Source organism: Microbispora sp. NPDC088329, from assembly GCF_040685655.1.
Lineage (GTDB): Bacteria > Actinomycetota > Actinomycetes > Streptosporangiales > Streptosporangiaceae > Microbispora.
Genome location: NZ_JBFBIP010000010.1, coordinates 47,044 through 72,141, shown reverse-complemented (window position 1 = coordinate 72,141; position 25,098 = coordinate 47,044). Strand labels below are relative to the sequence as shown.

Here is a 25,098-nt window from a genome sequence, read left to right as displayed (position 1 = left end):
GTGCACGGCCCGGCCTCACCGGCCGGGCCGTAGGCCGTCGCTGTAATTTGAAGTGTGGATCCACGCAGACGGGTGCCCCGCACCGACGCCGTGCTGGCCGATCCGCGGCTGGCCGCCGCCATCGGACGGCTGGGCCGTCCGGTGGTGAAGGACGCGGTCGCGCGGGCGCAACAGCGGGTACGGCAGGGCGAGATCGACCCCGAGGACGTCGCGGACGAGGCGCTGGCGGAGCTGCCGCACCACGCGACGAGCCTGCGACGTGTGATCAACATGACCGGCGTGCTGCTCCACACGAACCTGGGCCGGGCGCCGCTGTCCCCGGCCGCCGTCGAGGCGGTGGCGGTGGCGGCGGGGGCGACCGACGTGGAGTTCGACCTGGCCACGGGGGCGCGGGCGCGCCGGGGACGCGGCGCGGCCGAGGCGCTCGCGCGGGCCGTGCCCGCCGCCGAGGCGGTCCACGTGGTCAACAACAACGCCGCCGCGCTCGTGCTCGCGGCCACCGCGCTCGCCGCCGGGCGGGAGATCGTGATCAGCAGGGGCGAGCTGGTCGAGATCGGCGACGGCTTCCGCATCCCCGACCTGCTCGTGTCCACCGGCGCACGGCTGCGCGAGGTGGGCACGACCAACCGCACCAACCTGGACGACTACCGCCGGGTGATCGGGCCGGAGACGGGGTTCGTGCTCAAGGTCCACCCGTCGAACTTCCGGGTCGAGGGTTTCACCGGCGCGGTCGGGGTGGCCGAGCTGACCGGGCTGGGCGTGCCCGTGGTCGTTGACATCGGGTCCGGGCTGCTCGACCGCGATCCGCTCCTGCCCGAGGAACCCGACGCCGCGAGCGTGCTGCGGGCCGGCGCCGGCCTGGTCACCGCGAGCGGCGACAAGCTGCTCGGCGGCCCGCAGGCGGGCCTGTTGCTCGGCCGCCGCGACCTCGTCGAACGGCTCAGGCGCCACCCGCTCGCTCGCGCGCTGCGCGTGGACAAGCTGACGCTGGCCGCGCTCGAGGCGACGTTGCGCGGCCCGGAGCCCCCCGTACGGCAGGCTCTGCACGCCGACCCGATAATCCTCGGAGAGCGGGCGGAGGCGCTGGCCAAGGCGATGTGCCAAGCGGGAGTGGACGCGGCCGCCGTGCCCGCGGAGGCGACCGTGGGCGGAGGCGGAGCCCCCGGCGTGTGCCTGCCGAGCGTGGCCGTGAGCCTGCCGGAACGGCTGGCCGTTCCGCTGCGGCGGGGCGAGCCTCCCGTCGTCGGCCGGGTCGAGGGGGGCCGCCTGCTGCTCGACCTGCGCGCCGTGCCGCCGGACCGGGACGGCGAGGTCCTCGACGCCGTCCTGGAGGCCGCCCTGAAGACGGCCCTGAAGACGGCCCGGAAGGCGTCCGGCCGATGAGCGGCCCGCTCATGGGCGACCGGCGCATGGGCAACGGGCTCATGGGCGCGGGCGGCGCCCGCCGGTGCCGCGCCGCCCGCGCACTCGGGGAGGGATGAATGCACGTCGTGGCCACGGCCGGGCACGTCGATCACGGCAAGTCGACGCTGGTGCGGGCCCTGACCGGGATGGAGCCCGACCGGCTGGAGGAGGAGCGGCGGCGCGGGCTCACGATCGAGCTCGGCTACGCCTGGACGGCCCTGCCCTCCGGAGAGCGAGTGGCCTTCGTCGACGTGCCGGGGCACGAGCGATTCCTCGGCACGATGCTCGCCGGCGTCGGCCCGGTCCCCGCCGTGATGTTCGTCGTCGCCGCCGACGAGGGGTGGATGCCCCAGTCGGAGGAGCACCTGGTCGCGCTGCGCACCCTCGGCGTACGGCACGGCCTGCTCGCCGTCACCCGCGCGGACCTCGCCGACCCCGCGCCCGCGCTGCGGGACGCGCGCGACCGGCTGGCGGAGGCCGGGCTGGGCGCGGCGGAGGCCCTGGCCGTGAGCGGGCGCACCGGCGAGGGCCTGGACGGCCTCCGCGCCGCCCTCGACCGGCTGGTGGCGGCGCTGCCCGCGCCCGACCCGGACGCCCCCGTGCGGCTGTGGATCGACCGGGCGTTCAGCGTGCGCGGCAGCGGGACCGTCGTGACCGGCACGCTGCCCGCGGGTCGCGTCCAGACGGGTGACGAGCTGGAGCTGGACGGCGAGCCGGTGCGGGTGCGCGCCCTGGAGTCGCTGAAGGAGCACGTCGACTCGGTCACCGGGGTCGCGAGGGTGGCGCTCAACCTGCGCGGGCGGATCGCACCCGAACGCGGGCACGCCCTCGTCACGCCCGGCGCCTGGACCACGACGGACCTGGCCGACGTGCGGGTGACGATGGCGGAAGGCGCCCGTGGGCCGCTTCCGGCGCGGCTCACCGCCCACATCGGCTCGGCGTCGGTGCCGTGCGAGGTGCGCCCGCTCGGGGCGGAGGCGGCCCGGCTGCGCCTGGCCCGGCCGCTTCCCCTGCACCTGGGCGACGCGCTGCTGCTACGAGACCCGGGCCGAGGGCAGGGCGAGCCGCGGGTGCTCGCGCGGGCGACCGTGCTCGACGTGCGGCCGCCGGAGCTGCGCCGCCGGGGGGCGGCCAGGGAACGGGCGAAGGCTCTTGCGGAGGCGTCGGCGGACGCGGCCTCCCTCCTGCGTACGCACCTGCTGCTGCGTGACGGCGAACTGGCCGCGATGGGCTGCCCGCCCGGCGGACGGCCGGTGGCCGCCGGCTGGCACGCCGACCCCGATCACTGGTCGGGGCTGTCCGCCCGGCTCCCGGAGGTCGTGCGGCGGTACGCCGCCGATCACCCGCTGGAGCCCGGCATGCCGGTGGAGGCCGCCCGTCACGAGCTGGGCCTGCCCGACCGCAGACTCGTGACGGCGCTCGTGCGGCCGCCGCTGACGGCGGCCGACGGGCGGATCACGATGTCGGGCAGTGCCGTGGCAGGGACCGCGGGGCTGCCCGCTCCCGTCGCCCGGGCGGTGCGGGCGCTGCTGGACGACCTGGCCAGGGCGCCGTTCCAGGCGCCGGAGGCCGGGCGGCTGGCCGCCCTGGGGCTCGGGCCGCGCGAACTCGCCGCCGCCGTACGCGCCGGGGCGCTGCTGCGGGTGGCCGAGGGCGTCGTGCTCGCGCCGGGCGCCGACACGCGGGCCGCGGCGCTGCTGGCCCGGCTGCCGCAGCCGTTCACGGTCAGCCAGGCCAGGAGCGCGCTCGGCACCAGCCGCAGGGTCGCGGTGCCGTTGCTGGAACACCTCGACCGCACGGGCCTCACCGAGCGGATGGACGAGGTCCACCGCCGCTGCCGCCCGCCGCGGGGGTGAGGTGCGCCGACGGGGACGACGACGCACCCCGGTCCGTCAGCCCTGGCAGTGGACGGGATAGGTGGTCTGCGCCGTCGGCTTGTTGTGGTTCAAGACCTCGATCTTGACCGTTCCGTCGGTCTTCTCGGCGCGCGTCCAGTTCCAGGCCTGAATGCCTATCACGCCGCTCTCGGGGACCGTGTGGGTGAAGCTCTGCCGGTTCACGCCGTCGACCACCCAGCGGTAGGTGATCTCCGTCCCCGCGGGCGCCTTGAACTCGCCGAAGGCCGTCACGTAGGGAGCGACCACGCAGTCGCCGTAGTAGCCGACCGACTCGATCTCGGTGATCTGCACGGTGCCCGGCGAGGGGTCCGGCGCCACGCACGTCCAGCTGTACGGCACCTGCTTGACGGGCTTGTTCTGGTTGAGGATCTCCAGGCGGACGACGCCGGAACCACTGGACCTGGCACTGCTGTACCAGAAGTCGCCGATCGTGCTCCGCGTGCCGGGCTTGAGCTGGGCCGTCCTGAGCGCGCCCGGCTTGTCGTCGACGACCAGGCGATACTTGACCTCCGCGTCGCGGTCCGTCAGGACCATCGCGCTGGCCCGCATGGGGAACGAGCCGTCGCACTCGCCCTTGAAATGAGGCGTCAGCATGTACTCGACGGTCAGGGTGGCGTCGCCGCCCTCGGCCACGCACGTGAAGCTGAACGTGCGCTGGGCCGGTTGGGCGGGGCCGCCTCCGGCCTGCAGGCCGAGGGTGTGGGAGCCGCCCCGGGCGGAGTCGAAGCTCCAGGTCGCGGACACGTTCTGCACGCGGGGCTGGTCGCCGGCGGGGAAGTCGACGAACTGCTCCTGCCACGTGGAGCCGTCGAGGATCCACCGGTATCCGACCCTCTGCGCCGGGCCGGCCGGGAGCGAGATCTGGCCGGTGGCCTGGTACGTGACGGGCTCGAGGCAGCCGCCCTCGTAGTCGCCCGGCGTGAGGCCGGTGATCTGCGGCACGGGCGTCCGCACGGGCGGCGGCGGATCCGCCGGAGGACTGGGCGACGGCAACGGGCTGGGCGAAGACGACGGCCTGGGCGACGGCAACGGGCTAGGCGACCGGCTGGGCGGAGCCGACGGGCCCGGCGAGGCCGGCGGGGCCGTCGTGCAGGTCGCCGTGTAGGCGGCCCGCCCGGAGTCGTGGCCGCCCGCGTTCAGGATCCGGATGGCCTTCCAGCCCGCGGTGGAGCTGCCCACGGACAGCGGGAGCGTGACCTGCCGGATGCGCGGCCCGCCGGCCGGGAAGAAGACCGACTCGATCCGGCCCTCTCCGGTGCCGCTGTCGATCCACCGGTAGCCGACCTTGGCGGGCGTACGCGACACCTGGATGGTTCCGGTGAACGTCACCGTCGTGGGGCAGGCGCCCCGGTAGGCCGCCGGACTCGCGCCGACCGCGGCCGCGGCGACCAGCGGCTTGGCGGGCCGGGCCGGCAGCGGGTGGGAGACGTCCCAGATCACGAGGGGGCCCGTGCACGCGACGTCGAAGCGGCCCTTGGCCGACAGCCCCTTCTTGCCGAGGATCTCCACGGCCTGCCAGCCGGAGCCGCCGCGGTCGAACGTCTGACGGTCGCGCACGACCACCGTTCGCGCACCGTTGACGCGGAAGCTCCTGATGGCGCCCTTGCTCCCGTCGCTGCGCACCCAGCGGTACCGCACCGTTCCCCTCCCCTTGGCCGCCACCACGGCGGAGAAGCCCACGGTGGTGGGGCAGGCGCCGGACCTGCCTGCCAGGCTCGCCTTGACCTTGGCCACAGCCGTCCTGAGGACGGTGCCCGGTCTGGGAGCGGAAGCCGGCCTGGGGGCGGTGGCCTTTGCGGCGGCGGGGGCCGTCATGGGAGCAGGGGCCGCGAGCACCGGAGGGGCGGTCAGCAGGCTGCCGAGCAGCGAAGCGCTCAGCAGCATCGCCGTCCATCTCATCGGGGGTCCCTTTCGTTGTTCAGGAAAGACGGGGGCCATGCTCTCCGATCCGGCTTGGGAACCACTGAACTCCGTCTTGTAACGCATCCCGGGAGTTATCCGGCGGTGCTCCCTCATTGACACGGTTGGAGGCGGATCTTACGGTGCAAGGTGTTCATATTTGAGGAATCAGTTCACATACATGACCCAAGGAGTCAGCCATGGCACCCCCGACCCCCCTGATCGGCCGACGTCGGGCGTTGACCGGTGCCGTCGCGCTTCTCGGCCTCGCGATCGCGTCACCCGCGCGCGCCGCCCATGTGCTCCCCTTCGGCCGGTACGGCTCGCCGCGGCGCCGGCTGAACAACCGGACGCTCTACGTGGACATCCAGGGCCGAGGAGACCACACCACCGTCCAGGCGGCCGTCGACGCGACCCCGGACGCCCCGGCCGGCGGCTGGACCCTGGTGATCGCCGCCGGAATGTACCGGGAGACCGTCGTCGTGCCGCAGGCCAAGACCGGTCTGTGCTTCCTGGGGGCGACCGGCGACGCGCGCGACGTCGTGATCGTCTACGACAACGCGGCCGGCACGCCCAAGCCCGAGGGCGGCACGTACGGCACCAGCGGCAGCGCCACCACCACGATCCAGGCCGACGGCTTCACCGCCGCCGATGTCACGTTCGCCAACGACTGGCTGCGGGCCGACCACCCGGAGATCACCTCCACCCAGGCGGTGGCGGCGAAGGTCATGGGCGACCGGTCGTACTTCGACAGGTGCCGATTCCTCGGCCACCAGGACACCTTGTATGCCGACACCCGCACCCTGGCCTCCTTCGCGCGGCAGTGCTACCGCGAGTGCCACATCGAGGGAGACGTCGACTTCGTCTTCGGCCGCGCGACCGCCGTCTTCGAGCGCTGCGAGCTGATGACCCTGGCCAGGGACGTCACGTTCCGTCCGTACGGCTTCGTGTTCGCGCCGAGCACGGCCGCCGTCAACCCGCACGGCTACCTGGCGGTGCGATGCGTGATCGACGGGGCCGCGGCCGGCGCGTCCTTCGGCCTGGCCCGGCCCTGGCGGCCCAGCAGCGACCCGACCGCCCTTCCGTCGCTCGTCGTACGCGAGACCCGGATGGGCCCCTCGATCGACGCGGCCACGCCGTACGTGGACATGAGCGCCGGGTATCACTGGCAGGACGCGAGGTTCGGCGAGTTCCACAACAGCGGCCCGAGCGCCGCGATCCCCGTCCCCGGGAACCGGCCGCAGCTCACCCCCGAACAGGCCGCCGAGCACACCCCCGCGAACTACCTCGGCGACTGGCGCCCCGCCCTGCTCCCCCGCCCGTCTGGCCGGTGATCATCCTCCGCACCGACCGGCTTCCCGGTGAAAGTCTCCGGTGGCACCAGGACCGCCGACTCGGGCGGAGCCTGCGGAAGGACGACAATTCGGCGTCTGACAGAAAGCAGTTCCCACGTTCGGCAGATCCACCGCCGGCTCTTCGGCGGATCTACCACGTACCCTCCGGCAGATCTACCACAGACATGTCGGCAGATTCACCACAAACCACTCGGCAGATCTACCACTGATCAGGCCATCCCCCTATGCTGAGCTGGTGGATGTCGATGAGCTGACGCTCTTTCCCCGGCGCGCGGAAAGCATGGCGCTGGAGGCACTAGCGGACACTCGTGTAGTTGTGATCAACGGTGCCCGTCAGGTTGGCAAGAGCACTATGGCGAAAGCGATCGTGCGACGCTCGCCCGGGGCTCGCGAGATTTATCTCGACGAAGCCGCCGTGCGTTCGGCGGCACGGAACGATCCAGACGGCGTGGTGCGCCACGACGGACTTCTCCTCATCGACGAGATCCAACGCGTTCCCGAGCTGCTCCTGTCGATCAAACGCGTCGTCGACGCCGATCCGCGTCCTGGACGCTTCCTCCTGACGGGATCCGCCCGGCTTTTGGGTCTTCGAGACCTTCCGGATGCGCTGCCCGGCCGGTCGGAGACGATCGAGTTGTGGCCGCTGTCGCAGGGGGAGATCGAGCGAAGGCCGGACAGCTTCGTCGACGCCGCCTTCCGTGACGGTCCTGGCATCAAGGTCGCAAGAACACGCCTTCGACGGGCCGACTACGTGGGCCGCGCGCTGAGAGGAGGCTATCCGGAAGCAGTCCACCGGCCGACACACCGCAGGAGGGCCCGCTTTTTCGAGTCGTACATCTCAGATCTGATCAATCGTGACGTCAGGCAGGTCGCCGACATCGAACGCCCCGCCGACATGCGCCGTCTGCTCAACGTCCTGTGCGGCCGGATGGGCGGCCTGGCAGTGATCGACAACATAGGTCGTGATCTGGGGCTGCCGCACACCACCACCAAGCGGTATGTCGATCTACTCGAACTCGTCTACGTGATCCGACGGATACCGGCGTGGTCCTCCAACGCCACCACGCGGGCCATCGCGACCCCGAAGCTGCTGATAGTCGACTCCGGTCTCGGGGCTCATCTCGCCGGGCTCACTCCTTCCCGCGCCACGGACTTCACCGCCCCGGTCGGGCCCCTCCTAGAGAATTTCGTCCTCGGTGAGCTGGCCCGTCAACTCACCTGGACAGAAGAACCGGTCAGGCTCTACCACTACCGGGATCGCGATGGAGTGGAAGTCGACGGAGTGCTGGAGAGGGCGTCCGGGGAGATCATCGGTATCGAAGTCAAAGCGGCGGAGACCGTGCGGGGCGAGGACTTCAGAGGGCTTCGGCACCTCGCTCGCAAGCTCGGCGACCGGATGATTGCCGGATACGTCCTCTATGCGGGTCCGGAAGCGCTTCCCTTCGGGGATGGGATGCGAGCGCTTCCGATGTCTGCATTGTGGGAGGCGGAGCCGGCGGCTTGACGTACGCAGGCCGAAGGTGAGCGGAGGCGGACGGGAATCGAACCCGCCAGGCCGAGGACCTCGGCCTCGTCGGTTTTGAAGACCGCGGGGGCCACCAGGCGCCCACACACCTCCGGGAGAAACCTAGCCGGAACGGGGTAGGGACCCGGCGGCGCCCCCCGATGGCGGCGTGGCGGACGGACGACCCGGAACGAGGGCGGCATGACCGAGACGGCGGAGCAGGCCGGTATCCGGCTCACCCAGCGGGCGCACGGCGGCGGCTGCGCCTGCAAGATCCCCCCGGGCGAGCTGGAGAGCATCGTGGCCGGGCTCGTCGCCCCCGGCCCGTCGGCGTACGCGAACGAACTGGTGATCGGGCTGGACGACGGCGACGACGCGGCCGTGGTCAGGATCGAGGGCGGCCGGGCGGTCGTCGCCACCGCCGACTTCTTCACCCCCGTCGTGGACGACCCGTACGACTGGGGGCGGATCGCGGCCACCAACGCACTGTCGGACGTGTACGCGGTGGGCGGCGAACCGATCGTGGCGGTGAACCTGCTGGGCTGGCCCAGGGAGACGCTGTCCATGGACCTCGCCAGGGAGGTGCTGCGCGGCGGCCTGGACGTGGCGCGGGCGGCGGGTTGTCACGTCGCGGGTGGTCACAGCGTGGACGACCCCGAGCCGAAGTACGGCATGGCGGTCACCGGCCTGGCCGACCCGGACCGGTTGCTGCGCATCGACGCGGGCCGCCCCGGCGTGCCGATCTCCCTGACCAAACCGCTCGGCGTGGGTGTGCTCAACACCAGGCACAAGGCGACCGGTGAAGTGTTTCCGCAGGCGATCGAGGCGATGACGACGCTCAACCGGGACGCCTCCCGGGCGGCGCTGGCGGCCGGGGCCCGCTGCGCGACCGACGTGACCGGGTTCGGCCTGCTCGGCCACCTCTACAAGCTGGTCAGGGCGAGCGGTGTCACGGCGGTGGTCGACGTGGCGGCCGTGCCCTACCTGGAAGGCGCGCGGCAGGCGTTGCGCGACGGCTATGTCAGCGGCGGCACCCGCCGCAACCTGGAGTGGGTCCGGCCCCGCCTCGACCCGGGCCGGTACGGCGAGGAGGACCTGCTCCTGCTGGCCGACGCCCAGACCTCGGGCGGTCTGCTCGTCGCCGGCGAGGTCTCCGGCGCGCCCGTCGTCGGCGAACTCGTCCGGGCCGAGGCCGCCGCGATCCGGCTCGCCTGACAGCTCCTGACGCCCGGGACGGTGGTGAGGTGGTAGACCCGGGACATGCGCCCGGCGTACGGCACGTGACCTCGCGGAGTCAGCGGGGTTCGCCGAGTGACCACAGGGAGGCCGCCATGAGGAGAGCGGTCAGCCCGCCGCAGATCATCACGGTGGAGACCGAGAAGGCGTCCACGACGCGTCCGCCGAGGAACGCGCCGAGGGCGAATGTCGCCTGAAAGGAGGAGGTGAAGACGACCGCCGCGGCCTCGGGCGCGTGAGGGGCGGCGGCGATGAACGACGCCTGCGAACAGACGGGTACGCCTCCGTAGGCCAAGCCCCAGACCACGAGTGACATCACGGCGCCGATGGTTGTGCCGCCGACCGAGGGCAGCAGCAGGGTGGCGACCGCGATCAGGAAGCCGCAGGTCACGAAGGCGGTTCGCAGCCGCGTGACTGTGCCCTTGCCGGCCAGGAAGTTGCCGACGATTCCAGCGATGCCGTACGCCAGCAGGATGGCGCTGACGGCGGCGGGAGGCAGGCCGGTGACGTTCTGGAGGAAGGGCGTGACGTAGGTGTAGGTGCCGAAATGGGCCAGGACGATGAGGAAAGTGGCCAGTAAGGCGATCGCGGCGCCCCGGGTGCGCAGCAGGTCGAGCAGGACGCGAGCACTGGTGACCTGATGGGCGGGCAGCGGCGGCAGCAACAGTGTCAGGGCCGCGAGGACCAGGAGTGCCGGCACGGCCAGGACCAGGAAGGCGGTCCGCCAGCCGGCGAGGTCGCCGACGAAGGTCCCTGCCGGTACGCCGAGCACGGAGCCCAACGGCACGGCCGAGAAGATCACAGCGGTGGCGGCGCCGACGGCGTGCGGCGGCATCAGGCGGCCGGCCAGTCCGGCCCCGATGGACCAGAAGCCGCCGATCGTGAGGCCGACGAGCACCCTGGAGATCAGCATGATCCAGTAGGAGGTCGCCACTGCGGCCAGCACGTCGGCCAGGGCGAGCACCCCCATGAGGACGCACAACATCACACGCCGGTCCAGGCGCGCGGTGGTCAGTGTGACGGTAGGCGCGGCGATCGCGGCGACGATGCCGGGCAGGGTCATGGTCAGCCCTGTGGTGCCGTCGGAGATGCCGAAGTCGGCGCCTATGGCGGTCAGCAGGCCGATGGGCAGGATCTCGCTGGTGACGATGGCGAAGATGCCCAGCATGAGCGAGGTGACGGCGAGCCAGCCGACGAGGGGCGAGCGGGGCCGGGTGAGCGTGGTGGTCGTCATGGGTCCGTTCGTCCAGGTGCGGGTGGAGGGCGTGCACCCAGCCAAACAGTGAGGAGGCAACGAGCACTGGCACGTTTCGGACGCGGCCACATCGCTTGTCGGCGGGATCGGTGAGCCGGGGCGTTCGGCGGACCGCGCATCGTGGGATGTGCTCGTCATCCCACTGAATTTCGAACTTGATCGGGTTGGTGATCTACTTCGCCGCGCTAGCGGCCGGGGACGGAGGCGGGGCGGCCGGCGTCGAGGCGGTCGCGCTGCGACACGACGGTGTACGCGGGGTCCTTGGCCGAGGCCCGGCCCGCCTCCAGCACGCCGAACCGGGTGCACAGGGCCCCTGCCGTGATCGCGATCCCGGACAGCGCGGTGAGGGCCCGGCTGCGTCCGGCGACCGCGGCGAGCAGGCCGCCGCCGAGAGTGAGCACACGGGAGGCCCGCATGAGCCTGCCCGCCCTGCCCTTCCGGTACGGCTCGCCGACGAGCCCGAGGCGGCGCTCCATCAGCCCACCCGCGACGACCTCGGCCACGGCACCGGTCACCGCCGCCGCGCGGGCGGGCGCCGCCTGCGCCCGGGGCGTCGTCAACATCAGCGCCGCACCCGCCGAGGCGAGAGCGCTGCCGGAGAACAGGAACGGCAGCTCGCGCATCCCCTCATGCCACGCGGGAACGGCGGTGTCGGCCAGCAGGACGGCCGTGTAGGTGGTCATCGCCGCACCGCTAAGGGCGCTCGCCACCGACGCGGCGTCGCCTACGAAGGGCAGCAGGCCGGTCACCGCGGAGCCCGCCGCGACGCCGGTCAGCCCGCTGTGGGCGGCCAGCGTCCAGGACCCGACGCTCATCGGCGAGGAGAGCTTGAACACCCGCAGCATGTTGAGAAAGCGCATGGGACGACCCAGCTCGGCCACGAGGAAGACGGTCCCGCCGCTCGCCCCGGCGAAGGCGGCCATCCGGGCGGCCAGTTCCAGCCGATCCTGCCCGGTGAGGCGGGCGGCCGCCGCCATCGCGCCCGCCGCGCCGGACAGCCCGCCCAGGTAGAGGTACGCCGGCATGTGGGGCTCGTGCCAGATGGGCTGCTTGATGACCGGCTGGCCGTAGTAGGACCGGAACTCGGCGTCCGGCACCATCTCGTCCCGGCGCCTCGGCATCAGATCCTCCCCACGCAGGGTGTCGCCATCACACTCGCCCATCCCACTGACCGGACGGCACGTCCCGGCCCCGGCTCGTCGCGTTCCTCCGCCAACCCCGTCAGCTCCTCTTTCCCAGGAAGCAGGCGGCGACGCCGGCGGCCAGAGCGAGCGCCGCGCCGCCCGCCCAGCGCCACATCGCGGGCAGGTCGCGGGTGGTCACCACGGGATCCGGCGGCAGGCCGTACGTCTCCGGCTCGTCGAGCAGGAGGAAGAACGCGCCCGTGCCGCCCACTCCGTTGTCCGGGTTCTCGCCGTACAGCCGGGCCTCGGTCACGCCCTCGGCGTGCAGCCGCTCGACCCGCGCCTCCGCCCGCTCCCGCAGCTCGTCCAGCGGCCCGAACTGGATCGACTTCGTCGGGCACGCCTTGGCGCAGGCCGGCTCCATGCCGCCGCGCAGCCGGTCGTAGCAGAGCGTGCACTTCCACGCCCGGCCGTCGTCCTCCCTGCGGTCGATCACGCCGTACGGGCAGGCGGGAACGCAGTAGCCGCAGCCGTTGCAGACGTCGGACTGGACGACGACGGTGTCGAACTCGGTGCGGAACAACGCCCCGGTCGGGCAGACGTCGAGGCAGGCGGCGTGGGTGCAGTGCTTGCACACGTCCGACATCATGAGCCACCGGCCGTCCTGCTCGACGAACGCGACGTGCCGCCAGGTGCTCGCACCCAGCGCGCCGGTGTTGTCGTAGGAGGTGGCCCGGAACACGAACCCGTCGTCGGGCACGTCGTTCCACTCCTTGCAGGCCACCTCGCAGGCCTTGCAGCCGATGCAGACGGTCGTGTCGGTGAAGAAGCCCATCCGCTCAGCCATCGCGATACCTCTCGATCAGGTCGAGCAGCGCCCTGCCGCGCGGACGGCGGCCCGGCAGGACGTCGCAGGTGCCGGCCTTGCTCTCCTGGATGTAGACGTTCGGGTCGAGCACGATCGACGACAGGTCGTTGACCACGTCCCCGGTGATCACCCCGCCGCTGCTGTATCCCCAGTGGTACGGCATGATCACCTGGTGGACGGTGCGGCCGTTCAGCCGCAGGGGCCGTACGCGGCCGGTCACGAGCACGCGCAGCTCGATCGCGGTGCGCGCGGTGACGATCGTCGCCCAGCCGCCGTTCTCCAGCCCGAGCTCCTCCGCCATCTCCCGCGACACCTCGCAGAACGCCTCCGGCTGGAGCTCGGCGAGATAGGGCAGGGGCCTGCTCATGGCGCCCGTCGTGTGGTGCTCGGTGAGCCTGCTCGTCGTGTAGACGTGCGGGAACCGGGGCGACAGCGCCGGGTTGTACGGGTTCTCCGGCCGGTCGACGGTCCGGCGGGCCGGGTTGGCCTGCTGCCCGTACAACGCGTTGCGCACCGGCGACTCGTGCGGCTCGTAGTGGGTCGGCAACGGCCCGTCGGACAGTCCGGACGGGACGTACAGCCAGCCCCTGCCGTCCGACTGCATGATGAACGGGTCGGTGCCGGCGAGCGCGTGCTCGGCCTTGGCCCCCTCGGGTGGCACGTAGTCGGGCGCCTTGTCCTCCTCGAAGTCCGGCACATCAGGCCCGGTCCATTTGGTCCCGTCCCAGTAGACGTACTTCTTCCGCTCGCTCCACGGACGGCCCTGCGGGTCGGCGGAGGCACGGTTGTAGAGGATGCGCCGGTTGGCCGGCCAGGCCCAGCCCCATTCGAGCGCGACCGGCCCCTGCTCGGTGTGCGGCGTGCGCCGGGCCGCCATGTTGACCCCGTCGGCGTACACACCGCAGTAGATCCAGCAGCCGCAGCTCGTCGAGCCGTCGGGCTTGAGCTCGCGCAGCGACGCCAGCAGGCGGCCGTCGGCGGCCGTGCCGTTGATCTCGCGCAGCACGGCCTCGGCGTCGGGATCACGCTGCTCGCCGATCTCCGGGTAGTCCCAGGTCAGCTCCTGCACCGGCCGATCGATCTCGTCGTCGCCGAGCCGCTGCCTGATCCGCTTGCCGAGGTGGTAGTAGAACCACAGGTCGCTGCGGCAGTCGCCCGGCGGGTCGAGGGCCTTCTCCCGCCACTGCAGCAGCCGCTGGGTGTTGGTGAAGGTGCCCTCCTTCTCCACGTGGCTCGCGGCCGGCATGAAGAAGACCTCGGTGCCGATCTCCTCGGTCCGCAGCTCGCCCGTCTCGATCTCGGGCGCGTCCTGCCAGAACGTCGCGGTCTCGACCAGCATGAGGTCGCGGACCACCAGCCAGTCGAGGTTGGCCAGGCCCAGCCGTTGCGCCTTGCCGTTGGCCGAGCCGACCGCCGGGTTCTCGCCCACGACGAAGTAGCCCTTGACCGTCCCGTCGATCTGGCCCATCACGGTCGCGTAGTGGCCGTGGTCTCCGGTCAGGCGCGGCAGGTAGTCGAAGCGGTAGTCGTTGTCCTCCGTCGCCGCGTCGCCCCACCACGCTTTGAGCAGGCTGACGACGTACGCCCGCCGGTTGCCCCACCAGCCGGTGTCGGCGCCCTCCCGCCTCAGGTAGTGGTCGAGGCCGTCGTGCCGGTGGGCGTGCGGCATCGCGATGTATCCCGGCAGCAGGTTGAACAACGTCGGGATGTCCGTGGAACCCTGGATGCTCGCGTGCCCGCGCAGCGCCATGATGCCGCCGCCCGGACGGCCCATGTTGCCCAGCAGGAGCTGCAGGATCGCGGCCGCCCTGATGTACTGCACGCCGACCGAGTGCTGCGTCCAGCCCACCGAGTAGACCCACGCCGTGGTCCGCTCCCGGCCCGAGTTGGCCGTGATCGCCTCCGCGAGTTCCTGGAACCGCTCCTGCGGGATGCCGCACAGCTCCTCGACCATCTCGGGCGTGTAGCGGGAGTAGTGCCGCTTGAGAATCTGGTAGACGCACCGTTGGTCGGTCAGCGTCGGGTCCACGGGCGGCGTCGCGCTGGCGCCCGCGCCGCGCGCGCCGTAGGAGTCGGACCCCGCCGCCTCCGCGTGCCGCTTGCCGCCCTCGGTCAGCTCCTCCTCCTCGGGCACGTCGCCCTCGTACGCCCAGCTCGACGGGTCGTACCTGCCGGTCTCCTCGTCGTAGCCGGAGAACAGGCCGTCGAGGTCCTCGGTGTCGCGGAAGTCCCTGTTCACCAGGGTCGCGGCGTTCGTGTACGCGAGAACGTACTCACGGAAGTCGAGCCCGTTCGACAGCACGTAGTTGATCAGCGCGCCGAGCAGCACGATGTCGGTGCCGGCGCGGATCGCCATGTACCTGTCCACGGTCGCGCTGGTCCGGCTGAAGCGCGGGTCGATGTGGAAGACCTTCGCGCCGCGCGCACGCGCCTCCATCACCCACTGGTACCCCACCGGATGGCACTCGGCCATGTTGGAGCCCTGGATGACGATGCAGTCAGCGTTGGCCAGATCCTGCTGATACTGGGTCGCGCCGCCACGCCCGAAGCTGGTCCCCAGACCGGGGACGGTGGAGGAGTGTCATATGCGCGCCTGGTTCTCGACCTGGATCGCGCCGAGGGCGGTGTAGAGCTTCTTCATCAGGTAGTTCTCTTCGTTGTCGAGCGTCGCCCCGCCCAGGCCGGCGATGCCCAGAGTCCTCCTGACCTCCTGCCCCTCGTGCGTCTGCTGCCAGGTCTCGCGCCGGGTCCGCACCACGCGGTCGGCGATCATGTCCATCGCGGTCTCGAGGTCGAGCGGCTCCCACTCGGTGCCGTACGGCCTGCGGTGAAGGACCTTCGTCTGACGGCCGGGATGGGTGACGAGCTGCTTGCTGGCCGACCCCTTCGGGCAGAGGCGCCCGCGGGAGATCGGCGAGCCGGGGTCGCCCTCGATCTGGGTGACCTTCCCGTCCTTCACGTAGACGAGCTGGCCGCAGCCCACGGCGCAGTAAGGGCAGACGGAACGCGCGACCGTATCGGCCCCCTCGACCCGGGGCCGCAAGGCGTCCGTACGCGCCGAGCGCGCCGCCTGCCCTCTGCCGTCCTCTCCCCTGAGCTGCCGGATCACCGGCCAGCGGGAGAGCCATCCAGCACCCACGACGCCTCTGATGCCCCGGTCGTGACGGTCTAATCATGAGAAATCGCCGTGTCCGGTAGAGGGCCACCCGACGTGTCGGGGGCGCTGTCTGGGGAATCTGTGAGAGCTTGGGCCCGGCGGGGTGTAGAGCGCGCTGGGAGGGCATTAAGGGCCTGATCCGGCACTCTTCGTGGGCAACTCATGCCCGCGGGACCACCCTCACGCAGAGGACATCGATGAGCGACCAGCCGCCCGAGTGGGCGAGAAATCTTGAGAAGGCGGCGATCGAGGCGGCCAGGGCCGTCGAACGCGCCGGCCGGGCACTCGGCAAGGCGGTGGAGCAGGCAGGGCGCACCGCCAAGGCCCAGGCGGCGATGGCGGCCGCCTACCAGGCGGATCTGGAAGGGCTGGAGAAGGTGCTGCGGACCCTTCCCGCGGAGCAGGTCAGGGACATCTCGGCGGCCGCGGCGGTGGTGACGGCGACCGCCGATCAGGTGCTGGCCCAGACGCCGAAGGACGACCTCTGAGGCGGTACCCGCGCGCGGGCGGACGGCCCGATCTTCGTGCGTCTCCTCGGGAATCCGCGTGCCGTCGGCGGGGTGTTGCTTGAGATCTCGCCCGGCGGCGACCGGTCGCCCGGAGCGAGGCGATATCCACAGCCTGTGGACGGCCGGCGACCCCCGTGGTTTCCGCACCACGGGGGTGTTCCGATGCGGGCCCGGCACCTCGCCGCGCCCGGCCTTCCCGGCTCTCGGCGTGACCTCCGGCCTGGTGCTGATCGTCGTCAACGTCGCCCGGTGAGGTCCGCACGCTTGATCGCGGCCACCGTCGAGACCCAGGCCATGGCGACCAGCACTCCGACGCACAGGGTGAGAGAGCCGGCCCGCCCGCCGGACATGGCCCAACCGTTGCCCAGCAGGAGTGCCAGGCCGCTGAGACGGGAGGCGGCCGCGTGCCCGCCCCGGCCCGCGCGGGCGAAGTGGCGGCCGAGGACGAAGCAGGCCGCGATGAGGGCGGTGAAGGCCACGGAACCGGCCGCCATGTGCAGCATCGCGTGCCAGCTCATCCCTGCCGGAGCGCCCAGCGGGGTGCCCTCGGGGAAGCCGTCCCCCGGGTCCATGCCGAAGACCCCCGCCGCCGCGAGCCCGGCGCCCTCGACGAGCAGCAGCCGCGGCGCCCACGCCCCTCCGGGCGTGCCGCGCATGGCCCTGCGCAGTCCGATCGCCCCCGCGACCGTCAGGACGGCGGTGATCCAGAAGTTGCTTGTCTGCAGCCAGCCGAGGTCGCCCGTGCTGAGCATGCTCAGGGGGTGACGCAGCAGGGTGAAACCCTCCCGGGTGAACGCCTGCGTCAGCGAGACGATCCCGAAGAGGGGCGTGGTGAGCACGGCGCAGGTGAGCAGGGCGCGGGTGAGCAGGGTACGCGTCGGTCCCCTGTCGGCCCTGGGCCCCGGCGTGGCGGGCCGCACAGCGACCTGAGCAGTGGCCTGAGCAGTGGCCTGAGCAGTGGCCTGAGCAGTGGCCTGAGCAGGGGCCTGAGCGGTGAACTGAGCGGTCGGCCGGGTGGTGTCCTGCGTGGCGGTCATGGCCGTTTCCTTCTTTCAGGCGTCGCGGTTCTCGGAAAGTCCGGTCCGTGGAGGCTCCCGGTCCCAGGGCCTCCGGTCCCAGGGGCCGGTCCCAGGGCTTTCGGCCCTGAGCTCCTGGTCCCAGGGCTTCCGGTCCTGGGCGTCCGGTCTCAGGGGCTCCGATCGCCGGGGGCTCCGGTCTCCGGTGTTCCGGCCGGGTGTCCGGCCTCGCTGACGCGTCGAACGGCGGCCGCGCGATTCGACCAGCCCTCCACCTCGCCTGCCGCCCACCCCGCTCACCTGCGGCCTGAGGCGGATCGTGCATTCTCTGTCACATGCGCATTCCCTGTCGCATCGCCCGAAAGCCCCGGTCACCGCGCCCGGCCACGAGGAGCTGTCGAATGCGGCTCATGCCGTACGACGTGTAGGTGACGGCGGGGACCGGCACCGGCCCCGGCCGGCCGCAGGATCGGAAAGCGGCCGCAGGATCAGGAAGAAGGAGAAGGACCGATGCGATTTCTGATGACCACCAAGGGCACCGACCCGAACCCGGACGCGGCGATGATGGCCGAGATGGGCGCCTTCATCGAGGAGATGACCCGGGCCGGGGTGCTGCTGGCCACGGGCGGACTGGAGCCGGGCGGCGTGCGGATGGTCTCATCCGGTGGCCGGGTCACCGTGACCGACGGCCCCTTCACGGAAGCGAAGGAGGCGATCGTCAGCTTCGCGCTGATCGAGGCACGCTCCCGCGAGGAGGCCGTGGAGCTGGCCCGCCGCTTCTGGGAGATCGTCGGCGACGGTGAGGGCTCGGTCCAGCAGGTGTTCGGCCCCGAAGACGCTCCCGGAGCCGGCCCCCGCTGACACGGGCCGGTGGGGGCAGCGGCTGCCCGGCCCCGCGGCCGCCGTCGGGGCCGGCCCCTGGGCGTACAGGCCGGGTTGCGCGGCGGGCGGGCCGGTGCTGTCATCGGTCGGGTGACGTCCCTGGACGCGAACCGCGTCGTGGACGCGGTCTGGAAGATGGAGTCCGCGAGGATCGTCGCCGGCCTCGTCCGCATGGTCGGCGACGTCGGCCTGGCGGAGGAACTGGCGCAGGACGCGGTCCTCGCCGCGCTGGAGCAGTGGCCCGAGGCGGGTGTCCCGGACACCCCGGGCGCCTGGCTCATGGCCGTCGCCAAACGCCGTGCCGTCGACCATCTGCGGCGGGAGGAGCGGCGGGACCGCGGGCAGGAGCGGCTCGCCCATGACCTCGCCACCCGTTCCGGCGACGGCGAACGTGACGTGGACGACGTGATGGACGCGCTCGACGGAGAGGTGGGCGACGACGTCCTCCGGCTGATGTTCGTCTCCTGTCATCCGGTGCTGTCCGCCGAGGCCCGGGTCGCGCTCACGCTGCGGCTGATGGGCGGTCTGCGGACCGACGAGATCGCGCGGGCCTTCCTCGTCTCCGAGAGCGCCGTCGCGCAGCGGATCGTGCGGGCCAAGCGGGCGCTCGCCGACGCGGGCGTCCCTTTCGAGGTGCCGGCGGCGCCGGAACGGGCGGCCCGGCTGTCGTCGGTGCTCGAAGTGATCTATTTGGTGTTCAACGAGGGATACTCGGCCACGGCGGGCGACGACCTGATGCGCCCGTCCCTCTGTCTTGAGGCGCTGCGCCTGGGCCGCATGCTGGCCGAACTGACCCCCGACGAGGCCGAGGTGCACGGTCTGGTCGCGCTGATGGAGCTTCAGCAGTCGCGGTCGGCCGCGCGTACCGGCCCGTCGGGCGAGCCTGTGCCGCTGCACGAGCAGAATCGGGGGCGCTGGGACCCGCTGCTCATCCGCCGCGGTTTCGTGGCGCTGCTGCGGGCGCGGGAGGCCGGCGGCCCCCTCGGCCCGTACGTGCTGCAGGCGGCCATCGCGGCGTGTCACGCGCGGGCCGCCACGCCGGAGGAGACCGACTGGCCGCAGATCGCGGCGCTCTACGAGGCTCTCGTCACGGTGTTGCCGACTCCGGTCGTCCAGCTCAACCGCGCGGTCGCGCTCGCGATGGCCTACGGACCGCGCGCCGGTCTCACGCTGGTGGACACGCTGACCGGCGAACCGGCGCTGAAGGGCTATCACCTGCTGCCCGCCGTACGCGGAGATCTGCTGGCCCGGCTCGGCCGGCACGACGAGGCCCGGGCGGAGTTCGAACGCGCCGCCTCGCTCGCCCGCAACGCCGCGGAACGGGCGGTGCTGCGGCGCCGGGCCGCGACCTGCGCCGAGGAGGCCGGAGCGGATGAGGACGTCACACTCGGCGAGACCGCGAGGACCTTCCTCGCCCGGCCCGAACTGAGCGCCGACACCGTCCGCTCCTACGAGCAGACCCTGTCGCGGCTGTGCCGCCACCTGGGAGAGGACGTCCCCCTGCGAGACGTGACACCCGACCGGATCGCCGAGGTCTTCGCCACGGCGTGGGGCGCGGCGGCAAGCGCCACCTGGAACCGGCACCGCTCGGCGTTGCGGTCGTTCGCCTCGTGGGCGGCCGAACGCGGCTGGGCCGCCGCCGGCCTCGCCGCCCCGCTCGACCGGCGGCCCGAGCCCCGCGCCCGCACCCGCCCCATCGACCGCTCCCTGCTGGAAAGTCTGTGGGAACGGCCGGGCGTCCCACTGCGCGAACGCACGCTGTGGCGACTGCTGTACGAGAGCGCGGCCCCGGCCGACTGGGCGCTCTCGCTCGACGTGGAGGACCTCGACCTGCCCGGCATGCGCGGCGAGGTGAAGGCCAGGGGCCACTGGCTGCGCTGGCAGTCCGGCACGGCCGCGCTCCTGCCCCTTCTCGTCGGGGACCGCCGCCGCGGCCCGCTGTTCCTCGCCGACCGCAGACCGGGGCCGGGCCGCATGCCGGCGGCGGCCGACCTGTGCCCGCACACGGGCCGTGGCCGCCTGTCGTACGAACGGGCGGAGTACCTGTTCAAACGGGCCACCGTGGACCTCGACCCGGAGGGCGGCGGCTACACGCTGCACCGCCTGCGCCACTCGCGCCTGGCCCACCTCGGCGAGGACGGCTGGTCCGCGCCGATGCTCATGGCCTTGTCCGGCCACGCGAGCGCCCGGACCCTGCACGGATTCGTGAGGGTTCCGCGACCTGCGGATACCGTTGCGTGAGTGGGGAGGAAAGCGGCATACCTCAAGGACGTCCTGCTCTGGGGCGTCCTCGGCCTGCCGGCGCTGTGGGCGAATCTCACGCACACCCTGGCCGACAGGTACATCTGGCCCGAGGTGATCGCCGGGCTCACGGTGACCGGCGTCGCCGTCGTGCTCGCCCGGCCCCGGCCACTGGCGGCGATGCTCGTGGCCGCCGCGCTGTGGGCGGGCTCGGTGGCCGTGCGGGGCGACCCCACCGTCTTTTTCCCTGTCCTGGCGGTGATGAGCCATCTGGCCGGCGTACGCATGGACCGGGCCCGGCCCGCCCTGCTCGGCCTGTCGGCCGCCGCGGTGGTCGCCGCCGTCGTCGTCCCGCTCGTCCGGTGGCTTCTCGCGGCCCAGTGGGATCTGGGCGCGTGGTTCTTCGCCGTCACGGGCATCGCGCTCTTCGGACTCGTCCCCTGGCTCGCGGGCCACGCCCGGCACCAGGGTCTGGCCCTCACCAGGGCGGGCTGGGAGCGCGCCGGGCACCTGGAGCGCGAGCGGCGCATGCTCGCCGAACAGGCGAGGCTGCGTGAGAGGGCCGCCATCGCGCGGGAGATGCATGACCTGCTCGGCCACGACCTGAGCCTGGTCGCGCTGCGGGTCGGCGCCCTGGAGGTCGCCCCCGGCCTTCCCGAGAGCCACCGACAGGCGGCGGGCGAGGCCCGCGAGGCGGTCACGGCCGCGGCGGAGCGCCTGCGCGACGTCGTCGCCGTGCTGAGGGGCGCCACCCCCCACGGCGCCCCCCACGCCGACCCTCACAGCCACCCGCACGGCGTCGCAGACGATGACGTCGCCCTGCTCGGGACCGGAGACGATCCCGGCCCGGCCGACGAGGACCCGCCCAAGAGTCACGCGCACGCGGAGACCGTGGGCGAGCTGGTCCGGCGCGCCGGGGCCGCCGGAATGCCGGTCGTGCTGCACGGCGCGCAGGAGGAGGCCCGGATGTCCGCGCCGGTGCACACCACCGTGCGGCGGGTCGTTCGCGAGGGGCTGACCAACGCCGCCAAGCACGCTCCCGGCGCCCCGGTCACGGTACGGCTCGTGCACACACCCGGCGAGACCGTGGTCACGGTCGCCAACGCCGCACCGCGACGGCCCGGCCGCGGCGTGACGGGCGGATACGGCCTGCGCGCCCTGGCGGAGCGGGTGCGTCTGGAGGGCGGCGCCCTGGCCGGTGGCCCCGACGGCGAGGGCTTCACCCTGACCGTACGGCTGCCGCATGTCGCTTCCCGGCGCGCCGTCTCGCTGCCCGCCACCGGCGCTCCGGCGGCCGGTGACGCCGGTGACGCCGGTGAGGAGGATGCCGCTCTCACATCGGTGGCCGCTCCCGGCATTACCACTGCTCCCGGCGTCGCCGCCGTCCCCGGCGGACCCGGCGGACGCGCTGGACCCGGCGGACCCGGCGCGGCCGAGCCGTACGACGGCCCGTCAGCGGGATCACGGCCCGCGGAGCTGGACCTGGCGCTGGACCTGGCGCTGGCCCGGCGGCGGGTGCGCCGTACGCGGCTGGCCGCCGCACTGGTCTCCCTGGCCGCGGCGGCCGGCGTCGTCGCGTTCGTGGTGGGATTCACGGTCTACGAGGCGGTCACCTCGGTCCTGCCGCCGGCCGAGTTCGCGAAGCTGCGGGTCGGGCAGGCCGAATCCGAGGTCGCGGCGGTGCTTCCGGCCAGGACCAGGATCGACGATCCGTCGTGGCCAGAGCCGCCGATTGCGCCGGGCGCCCGGTGCCGCTACTACGGCACCAGCCCTGAGCCGTTCGGCGAGTTGAAGCTCTACCGGCTGTGCTTCGCCGGGGGCCGGCTGGTCGGCAAGACTCTCATGCGCCCTTGATTGAGTGCGCCCCCACTGCCGTGTGACGCCGGGCTCAGGAGACCCTTCTCCTCGTGTCGGCCGGCGTACCGCCTCAGCCGCCCGCCCCGCCGCCGGGCGAGGCTCCGGTGATGGCGTGCGTCTCCCGTTCGATCATCTCCACCAACGGCACGTCGTCGCGGTTGGCGAGGATGACGCCGACCCAGCCGGTGTCCGGGTAGATGCTCCAGTTGGCGCAGACACCGGGGTTGCCACCTGCGCGCTGGAGCACCCACTGGCCGCCGACGATGGAGGCCGAGGGCCCGTACGTGCCGAACGCCGCCGGGCCGAGGGGGATCTTGGCCGCGGTGAATACGTCGGCCCACGGCCGGTCCAGCAGTGTGCCGTCGCACAGCGCGTTCGCGAAGCGGACCAGGTCCGGCGCGGTGGCGAAGCCGCCGTCCCCCATGGGGTCGATGAAGGCACGACCGGGGTTCCTGCCGAGGATGTACTCGTACGGGCTGCCCTTGTCGAGGTTGCGAATGGCGTCGACGTGGCTTCCGTCGGCGAGTTTCATGTACGGGTGCGCGATGTGCTTGCCGGTGAGCCACTGCGGCCTGGTGCAGAACGCCGAGCCGGTCATGCCGCAGCGGCGGAAGATGTTCTCCTCGACGTAGTCCCAGTACGTCGTGCCGCTCACGGCCTCCACGATCAGTGCGGGAATGGCGGTCTCGGCGCCGGCGTGAAACGTGTTGGGAAGGCCGGGTGTGCCCACCAGCTTCGACTGCCGGGCCCACCGCTCCTGGTACTCGTGGACCTCCTCCCGGCTCTGGAAGACCCGTCGGATGTCCTCTTCGGGGGTGTTCATCCCGGAGGTGCCGGAGAGCATGTGGTGGATGGTCACCTTCTTGGCGATGTCCGGGGCGAAGCCCTTCAGGTGTTCGCCGACCGTGTCCGTCAGCCGTAGCCTGCCCTGCTGCGCCAGCTGCAGGACGGCTATCGCGTTGAACGGCTTGCCCGCCGAGCTGAGGGTGAACGCGGTGCCCTCGTGATTGCGGATCCCCCTCTCCTCGTCGGCCATGCCGTAGCTGCGCGAGAGCACCGTCCGGCCCCGGTGCGACAGCAGCACCACACCGGAGAACCTGCCCTCGGCGGCCAGCTTCGCCACGTACCGGTCGTAGGCGCCGCCGGGCCGGGTGGCCGGCGGGATATCGGGGCCGGTCGAGGCCGGGGTGGTCCCGTGGCCGGGCTCGGCGCCCGCCGGCGGCGCGTTGACGACCGCCCCGGCCACCGCGCCGAAGGCCGCACCGGCGGCCGCGAGCCCGCTCCACCCGAGCAGCCGCCTCCGGCCGATACCACGTACGGAATCCATTTCCGTGATCACTTTCCTTTCCGATCGTCACACTGACCGTTGACGCGCTGTGGCCCATGCCTCCGCTCCGGGCGGGAGGCTGTCGGCCGCGGGCTACCTCTGGTCCCCGATCTCGCCGCCGTGGCGCGCGCCGGGGTGGGGTCGTCGTCGTGGCGGCGTGCCGCCGCAGTCCGGGCGGTACTCGAAGTGCCACCACTCGTTGTCGTAGATGCGGTAGAGGTCGTAGCGGGCGCCGTGCTCCTCGAGCCAGCGCGCGCCCTCGTACGGGCGCACGTCCAGCGCGACGCCCTTGACGTGGGAGGATTCCGCCGGTGGCGACACGAGCATTCGCGCCGAGACCGCGGACCCGGAACGACGCACCTCCTCGTCGAACATCCGTTGCTGGACGAGGGGATCGCGGTAGCCCGAGGTGAGGCCGATGAGCAGGCCGTGACGCCAGAGCGCCTCGGTCCGCGCGGCGGCGAACGCCGCCCTCGCGCCGTCGGTGAGCCCGGTGAGGTCCTGGGCGGGGAATCGCATCCGCAACGCCCAGTGACAGGCCAGTTCGCGGGCGCGGCCAGGACGCCGGATGAACGCCGCGGGCAGCAGGAGCCCGGCGAGCACCAGCGTGACCACGGCGAACAGCCGGTCTCGGGGCCGAGGTGGAACGGTGCGTGGTTCGTTCATGACGACATACGATCGGCGCAGAATGTGCGCGCGTCGTCCGCCGTATGTCACCGTTCATCGACGGCGGTCACCGCCGGCGCGACCGTGACACAACCATGACAAGGCGCTGACGTGGCGGGGACACGGCCGGTCCACAGTGGACGAAGTCGACCGGCGGGCAAGCTACGGAGCGTTCTGTGATACTCGGCGGCGTGTCGCGAGTGTTGTTGATCGAGGATGACCCGGCCGTGCGGGAGGGCCTCGAACTGGCCCTCACCCGGCACGGGCACCGGGTGCACGCGGCGGAGTCCGGCGAGCAGGGGCTGGACCGGCTGCGTGCGGACCCTCCCGACGTCGTCGTGCTCGACCTGATGTTGCCCGGCATGGACGGGTTCGCGGTCTGCCGCCGCATCCGGGCCGTGGGTGAGATGCCGATCATCATGCTCACCGCACGCGGCGACGACATGGACGTGGTGGCCGGGCTGGAGGCGGGCGCCGACGACTACGTGGTCAAGCCGGTGCAGCCCAGGGTGCTCGAGGCGCGCATCCGCGCGGTGCTCCGGCGGAACGGCCGGGAGCAGGCGGAGCTGGAGCGGCATGCGGACCTGACCATCGATCGGGCCGGGCTGGTGGTCGCCAAGCACGGCATGCCGGTCAGCCTCGCCCCGACCGAGCTGCGCCTGCTGCTCGAGCTCTCCGGCGCGCCGGGCCGGGTGCACAGCCGCCAGCAGCTGCTGGAGTCGGTGTGGGAGCACGGGTATTTCGGCGACTCGCGTCTCGTGGACGCGTGCGTGCAGCGATTGCGCGCGAAGATCGAGGACGACTCGGCGGCGCCCGTCTACGTGCAGACCGTGCGCGGGTTCGGGTACCGGTTCGGGCCGGTGTGAAGCGGCCGGCGGCGCCTCGTCCGACCCTGGGACT

Annotated in this window: 19 protein-coding genes and 1 tRNA gene; 11 read left to right on the top strand and 9 right to left on the bottom strand. The window is 72.5% G+C overall.

Annotated features, from left to right (window positions below; all coding sequences use genetic code 11):
• Positions 1 to 54: 54 nt before the first annotated feature.
• Positions 55 to 1,383 carry an L-seryl-tRNA(Sec) selenium transferase gene (gene selA / locus AB0O28_RS20165; protein ID WP_363642235.1) on the top strand — a complete coding sequence of 443 codons (1,329 nt, stop codon included), beginning with the start codon at positions 55 to 57 and terminating at the stop codon, positions 1,381 to 1,383.
• A gap of 98 nt (positions 1,384 to 1,481) precedes the next feature.
• Positions 1,482 to 3,260 (top strand): SelB C-terminal domain-containing protein, encoded by a 1,779-nt coding sequence (locus AB0O28_RS20160; RefSeq protein WP_363642233.1) that lies wholly within the window; start codon positions 1,482 to 1,484, stop codon positions 3,258 to 3,260.
• A gap of 36 nt (positions 3,261 to 3,296) precedes the next feature.
• On the opposite strand, the gene AB0O28_RS20155 is transcribed toward AB0O28_RS20160, so the two are convergent.
• Positions 3,297 to 5,201 carry a hypothetical protein gene (locus AB0O28_RS20155; protein WP_363642231.1) on the bottom strand — a complete coding sequence of 635 codons (1,905 nt, stop codon included), beginning with the start codon at positions 5,199 to 5,201 and terminating at the stop codon, positions 3,297 to 3,299.
• A gap of 200 nt (positions 5,202 to 5,401) precedes the next feature.
• On the opposite strand from AB0O28_RS20155, the gene AB0O28_RS20150 reads away from it, so the two are divergent.
• A complete protein-coding gene (locus AB0O28_RS20150; protein WP_363642229.1) occupies positions 5,402 to 6,535 on the top strand; it encodes a pectinesterase family protein in 1,134 nt (377 codons plus the stop codon).
• 256 nt (positions 6,536 to 6,791) lie between these two features.
• Positions 6,792 to 8,060 (top strand): ATP-binding protein, encoded by a 1,269-nt coding sequence (locus AB0O28_RS20145; protein ID WP_363642227.1) that lies wholly within the window; start codon positions 6,792 to 6,794, stop codon positions 8,058 to 8,060.
• Between the two features lie 20 nt (positions 8,061 to 8,080).
• Here the strand turns inward: AB0O28_RS20145 and AB0O28_RS20140 are convergent.
• Positions 8,081 to 8,174, bottom strand: a tRNA-Sec gene (locus AB0O28_RS20140).
• Positions 8,175 to 8,261: 87 nt separating this feature from the next.
• Here AB0O28_RS20140 and selD point away from each other — a divergent pair.
• Complete coding sequence (selD, locus tag AB0O28_RS20135) at positions 8,262 to 9,275, top strand: selenide, water dikinase SelD (protein WP_363642225.1); 1,014 nt, start codon at positions 8,262 to 8,264, stop codon at positions 9,273 to 9,275.
• 79 nt (positions 9,276 to 9,354) lie between these two features.
• On the opposite strand, the gene AB0O28_RS20130 is transcribed toward selD, so the two are convergent.
• From AB0O28_RS20130 to fdh, 4 genes are all read right to left on the bottom strand, one after another.
• Positions 9,355 to 10,530 (bottom strand): MFS transporter, encoded by a 1,176-nt coding sequence (locus tag AB0O28_RS20130; protein WP_363642223.1) that lies wholly within the window; start codon positions 10,528 to 10,530, stop codon positions 9,355 to 9,357.
• 206 nt (positions 10,531 to 10,736) lie between these two features.
• Positions 10,737 to 11,672 (bottom strand): NrfD/PsrC family molybdoenzyme membrane anchor subunit, encoded by a 936-nt coding sequence (gene nrfD / locus AB0O28_RS20125; RefSeq protein ID WP_363642221.1) that lies wholly within the window; start codon positions 11,670 to 11,672, stop codon positions 10,737 to 10,739.
• A gap of 100 nt (positions 11,673 to 11,772) precedes the next feature.
• Positions 11,773 to 12,522 (bottom strand): 4Fe-4S dicluster domain-containing protein, encoded by a 750-nt coding sequence (locus AB0O28_RS20120; RefSeq protein WP_363642219.1) that lies wholly within the window; start codon positions 12,520 to 12,522, stop codon positions 11,773 to 11,775.
• On the bottom strand, positions 12,515 to 15,682 hold the full coding sequence (gene fdh, locus AB0O28_RS20115) for a formate dehydrogenase (protein WP_363642217.1): 3,168 nt from the start codon (positions 15,680 to 15,682) through the stop codon (positions 12,515 to 12,517). The genes AB0O28_RS20120 and fdh overlap by 8 nt, the downstream gene beginning before the upstream one ends.
• A 215-nt stretch (positions 15,683 to 15,897) precedes the next feature.
• On the opposite strand from fdh, the gene AB0O28_RS20110 reads away from it, so the two are divergent.
• Positions 15,898 to 16,188 carry a hypothetical protein gene (locus AB0O28_RS20110; RefSeq protein WP_363642215.1) on the top strand — a complete coding sequence of 97 codons (291 nt, stop codon included), beginning with the start codon at positions 15,898 to 15,900 and terminating at the stop codon, positions 16,186 to 16,188.
• A gap of 79 nt (positions 16,189 to 16,267) precedes the next feature.
• Complete coding sequence (locus AB0O28_RS20105) at positions 16,268 to 16,462, top strand: hypothetical protein (protein WP_363642213.1); 195 nt, start codon at positions 16,268 to 16,270, stop codon at positions 16,460 to 16,462.
• Here AB0O28_RS20105 and AB0O28_RS20100 read toward each other — a convergent pair.
• Complete coding sequence (locus AB0O28_RS20100; protein WP_363642211.1) at positions 16,446 to 17,246, bottom strand: DUF998 domain-containing protein; 801 nt, start codon at positions 17,244 to 17,246, stop codon at positions 16,446 to 16,448. The two genes, AB0O28_RS20105 and AB0O28_RS20100, sit on opposite strands and share 17 nt — an antisense overlap.
• Before the next feature lie 489 nt (positions 17,247 to 17,735).
• Here AB0O28_RS20100 and AB0O28_RS20095 point away from each other — a divergent pair, with 489 nt between their 5' ends.
• From AB0O28_RS20095 to AB0O28_RS20085, 3 genes are all read left to right on the top strand, one after another.
• Positions 17,736 to 18,086, top strand: coding sequence for a YciI family protein (locus AB0O28_RS20095; RefSeq protein WP_363642209.1), 351 nt, complete (start codon positions 17,736 to 17,738; stop codon positions 18,084 to 18,086).
• A gap of 111 nt (positions 18,087 to 18,197) precedes the next feature.
• Positions 18,198 to 20,348: a DUF6596 domain-containing protein gene (locus AB0O28_RS20090; RefSeq protein ID WP_363642207.1), complete on the top strand. Its 2,151-nt coding sequence runs from the start codon at positions 18,198 to 18,200 to the stop codon at positions 20,346 to 20,348.
• Entirely contained in the window at positions 20,349 to 22,202 is a 1,854-nt protein-coding gene (locus AB0O28_RS20085) for a histidine kinase (RefSeq protein WP_363642205.1), read from the top strand.
• Between the two features lie 73 nt (positions 22,203 to 22,275).
• Here the strand turns inward: AB0O28_RS20085 and AB0O28_RS20080 are convergent, their stop codons facing one another.
• Together AB0O28_RS20080 and vanY-N are read right to left on the bottom strand one after the other, a co-directional pair.
• Positions 22,276 to 23,532: a serine hydrolase domain-containing protein gene (locus AB0O28_RS20080; protein ID WP_363642203.1), complete on the bottom strand. Its 1,257-nt coding sequence runs from the start codon at positions 23,530 to 23,532 to the stop codon at positions 22,276 to 22,278.
• Positions 23,533 to 23,625: 93 nt separating this feature from the next.
• Entirely contained in the window at positions 23,626 to 24,198 is a 573-nt protein-coding gene (vanY-N, locus tag AB0O28_RS20075) for a D,D-peptidase/D,D-carboxypeptidase VanY-N (protein ID WP_363642201.1), read from the bottom strand.
• Positions 24,199 to 24,389: 191 nt separating this feature from the next.
• Between vanY-N and AB0O28_RS20070 the strand changes: the two genes are divergently transcribed.
• Positions 24,390 to 25,064, top strand: coding sequence for a response regulator transcription factor (locus AB0O28_RS20070; protein ID WP_363642199.1), 675 nt, complete (start codon positions 24,390 to 24,392; stop codon positions 25,062 to 25,064).
• Positions 25,065 to 25,098: the final 34 nt, after the last annotated feature.

Excerpts from the sequence above, each read along its gene's own strand:
- AB0O28_RS20160 (WP_363642233.1), top strand. The coding sequence starts at position 1,482 with ATGCACGTCGTGGCCACGGCCGGGCACGTCGATCACGGCAAGTCGACG.
- AB0O28_RS20155 (WP_363642231.1), bottom strand. The coding sequence starts at position 5,201 with ATGAGATGGACGGCGATGCTGCTGAGCGCTTCGCTGCTCGGCAGCCTG.
- AB0O28_RS20150 (WP_363642229.1), top strand. The coding sequence starts at position 5,402 with ATGGCACCCCCGACCCCCCTGATCGGCCGACGTCGGGCGTTGACCGGT.
- selD (WP_363642225.1), top strand. The coding sequence starts at position 8,262 with ATGACCGAGACGGCGGAGCAGGCCGGTATCCGGCTCACCCAGCGGGCG.
- AB0O28_RS20130 (WP_363642223.1), bottom strand. The coding sequence starts at position 10,530 with ATGACGACCACCACGCTCACCCGGCCCCGCTCGCCCCTCGTCGGCTGG.
- nrfD (WP_363642221.1), bottom strand. The coding sequence starts at position 11,672 with ATGCCGAGGCGCCGGGACGAGATGGTGCCGGACGCCGAGTTCCGGTCC.
- AB0O28_RS20120 (WP_363642219.1), bottom strand. The coding sequence starts at position 12,522 with ATGGCTGAGCGGATGGGCTTCTTCACCGACACGACCGTCTGCATCGGC.
- AB0O28_RS20110 (WP_363642215.1), top strand. The coding sequence starts at position 15,898 with ATGAGCGACCAGCCGCCCGAGTGGGCGAGAAATCTTGAGAAGGCGGCG.
- AB0O28_RS20100 (WP_363642211.1), bottom strand. The coding sequence starts at position 17,246 with ATGACCGCCACGCAGGACACCACCCGGCCGACCGCTCAGTTCACCGCT.
- AB0O28_RS20095 (WP_363642209.1), top strand. The coding sequence starts at position 17,736 with ATGCGATTTCTGATGACCACCAAGGGCACCGACCCGAACCCGGACGCG.
- AB0O28_RS20080 (WP_363642203.1), bottom strand. The coding sequence starts at position 23,532 with ATGGATTCCGTACGTGGTATCGGCCGGAGGCGGCTGCTCGGGTGGAGC.
- vanY-N (WP_363642201.1), bottom strand. The coding sequence starts at position 24,198 with ATGAACGAACCACGCACCGTTCCACCTCGGCCCCGAGACCGGCTGTTC.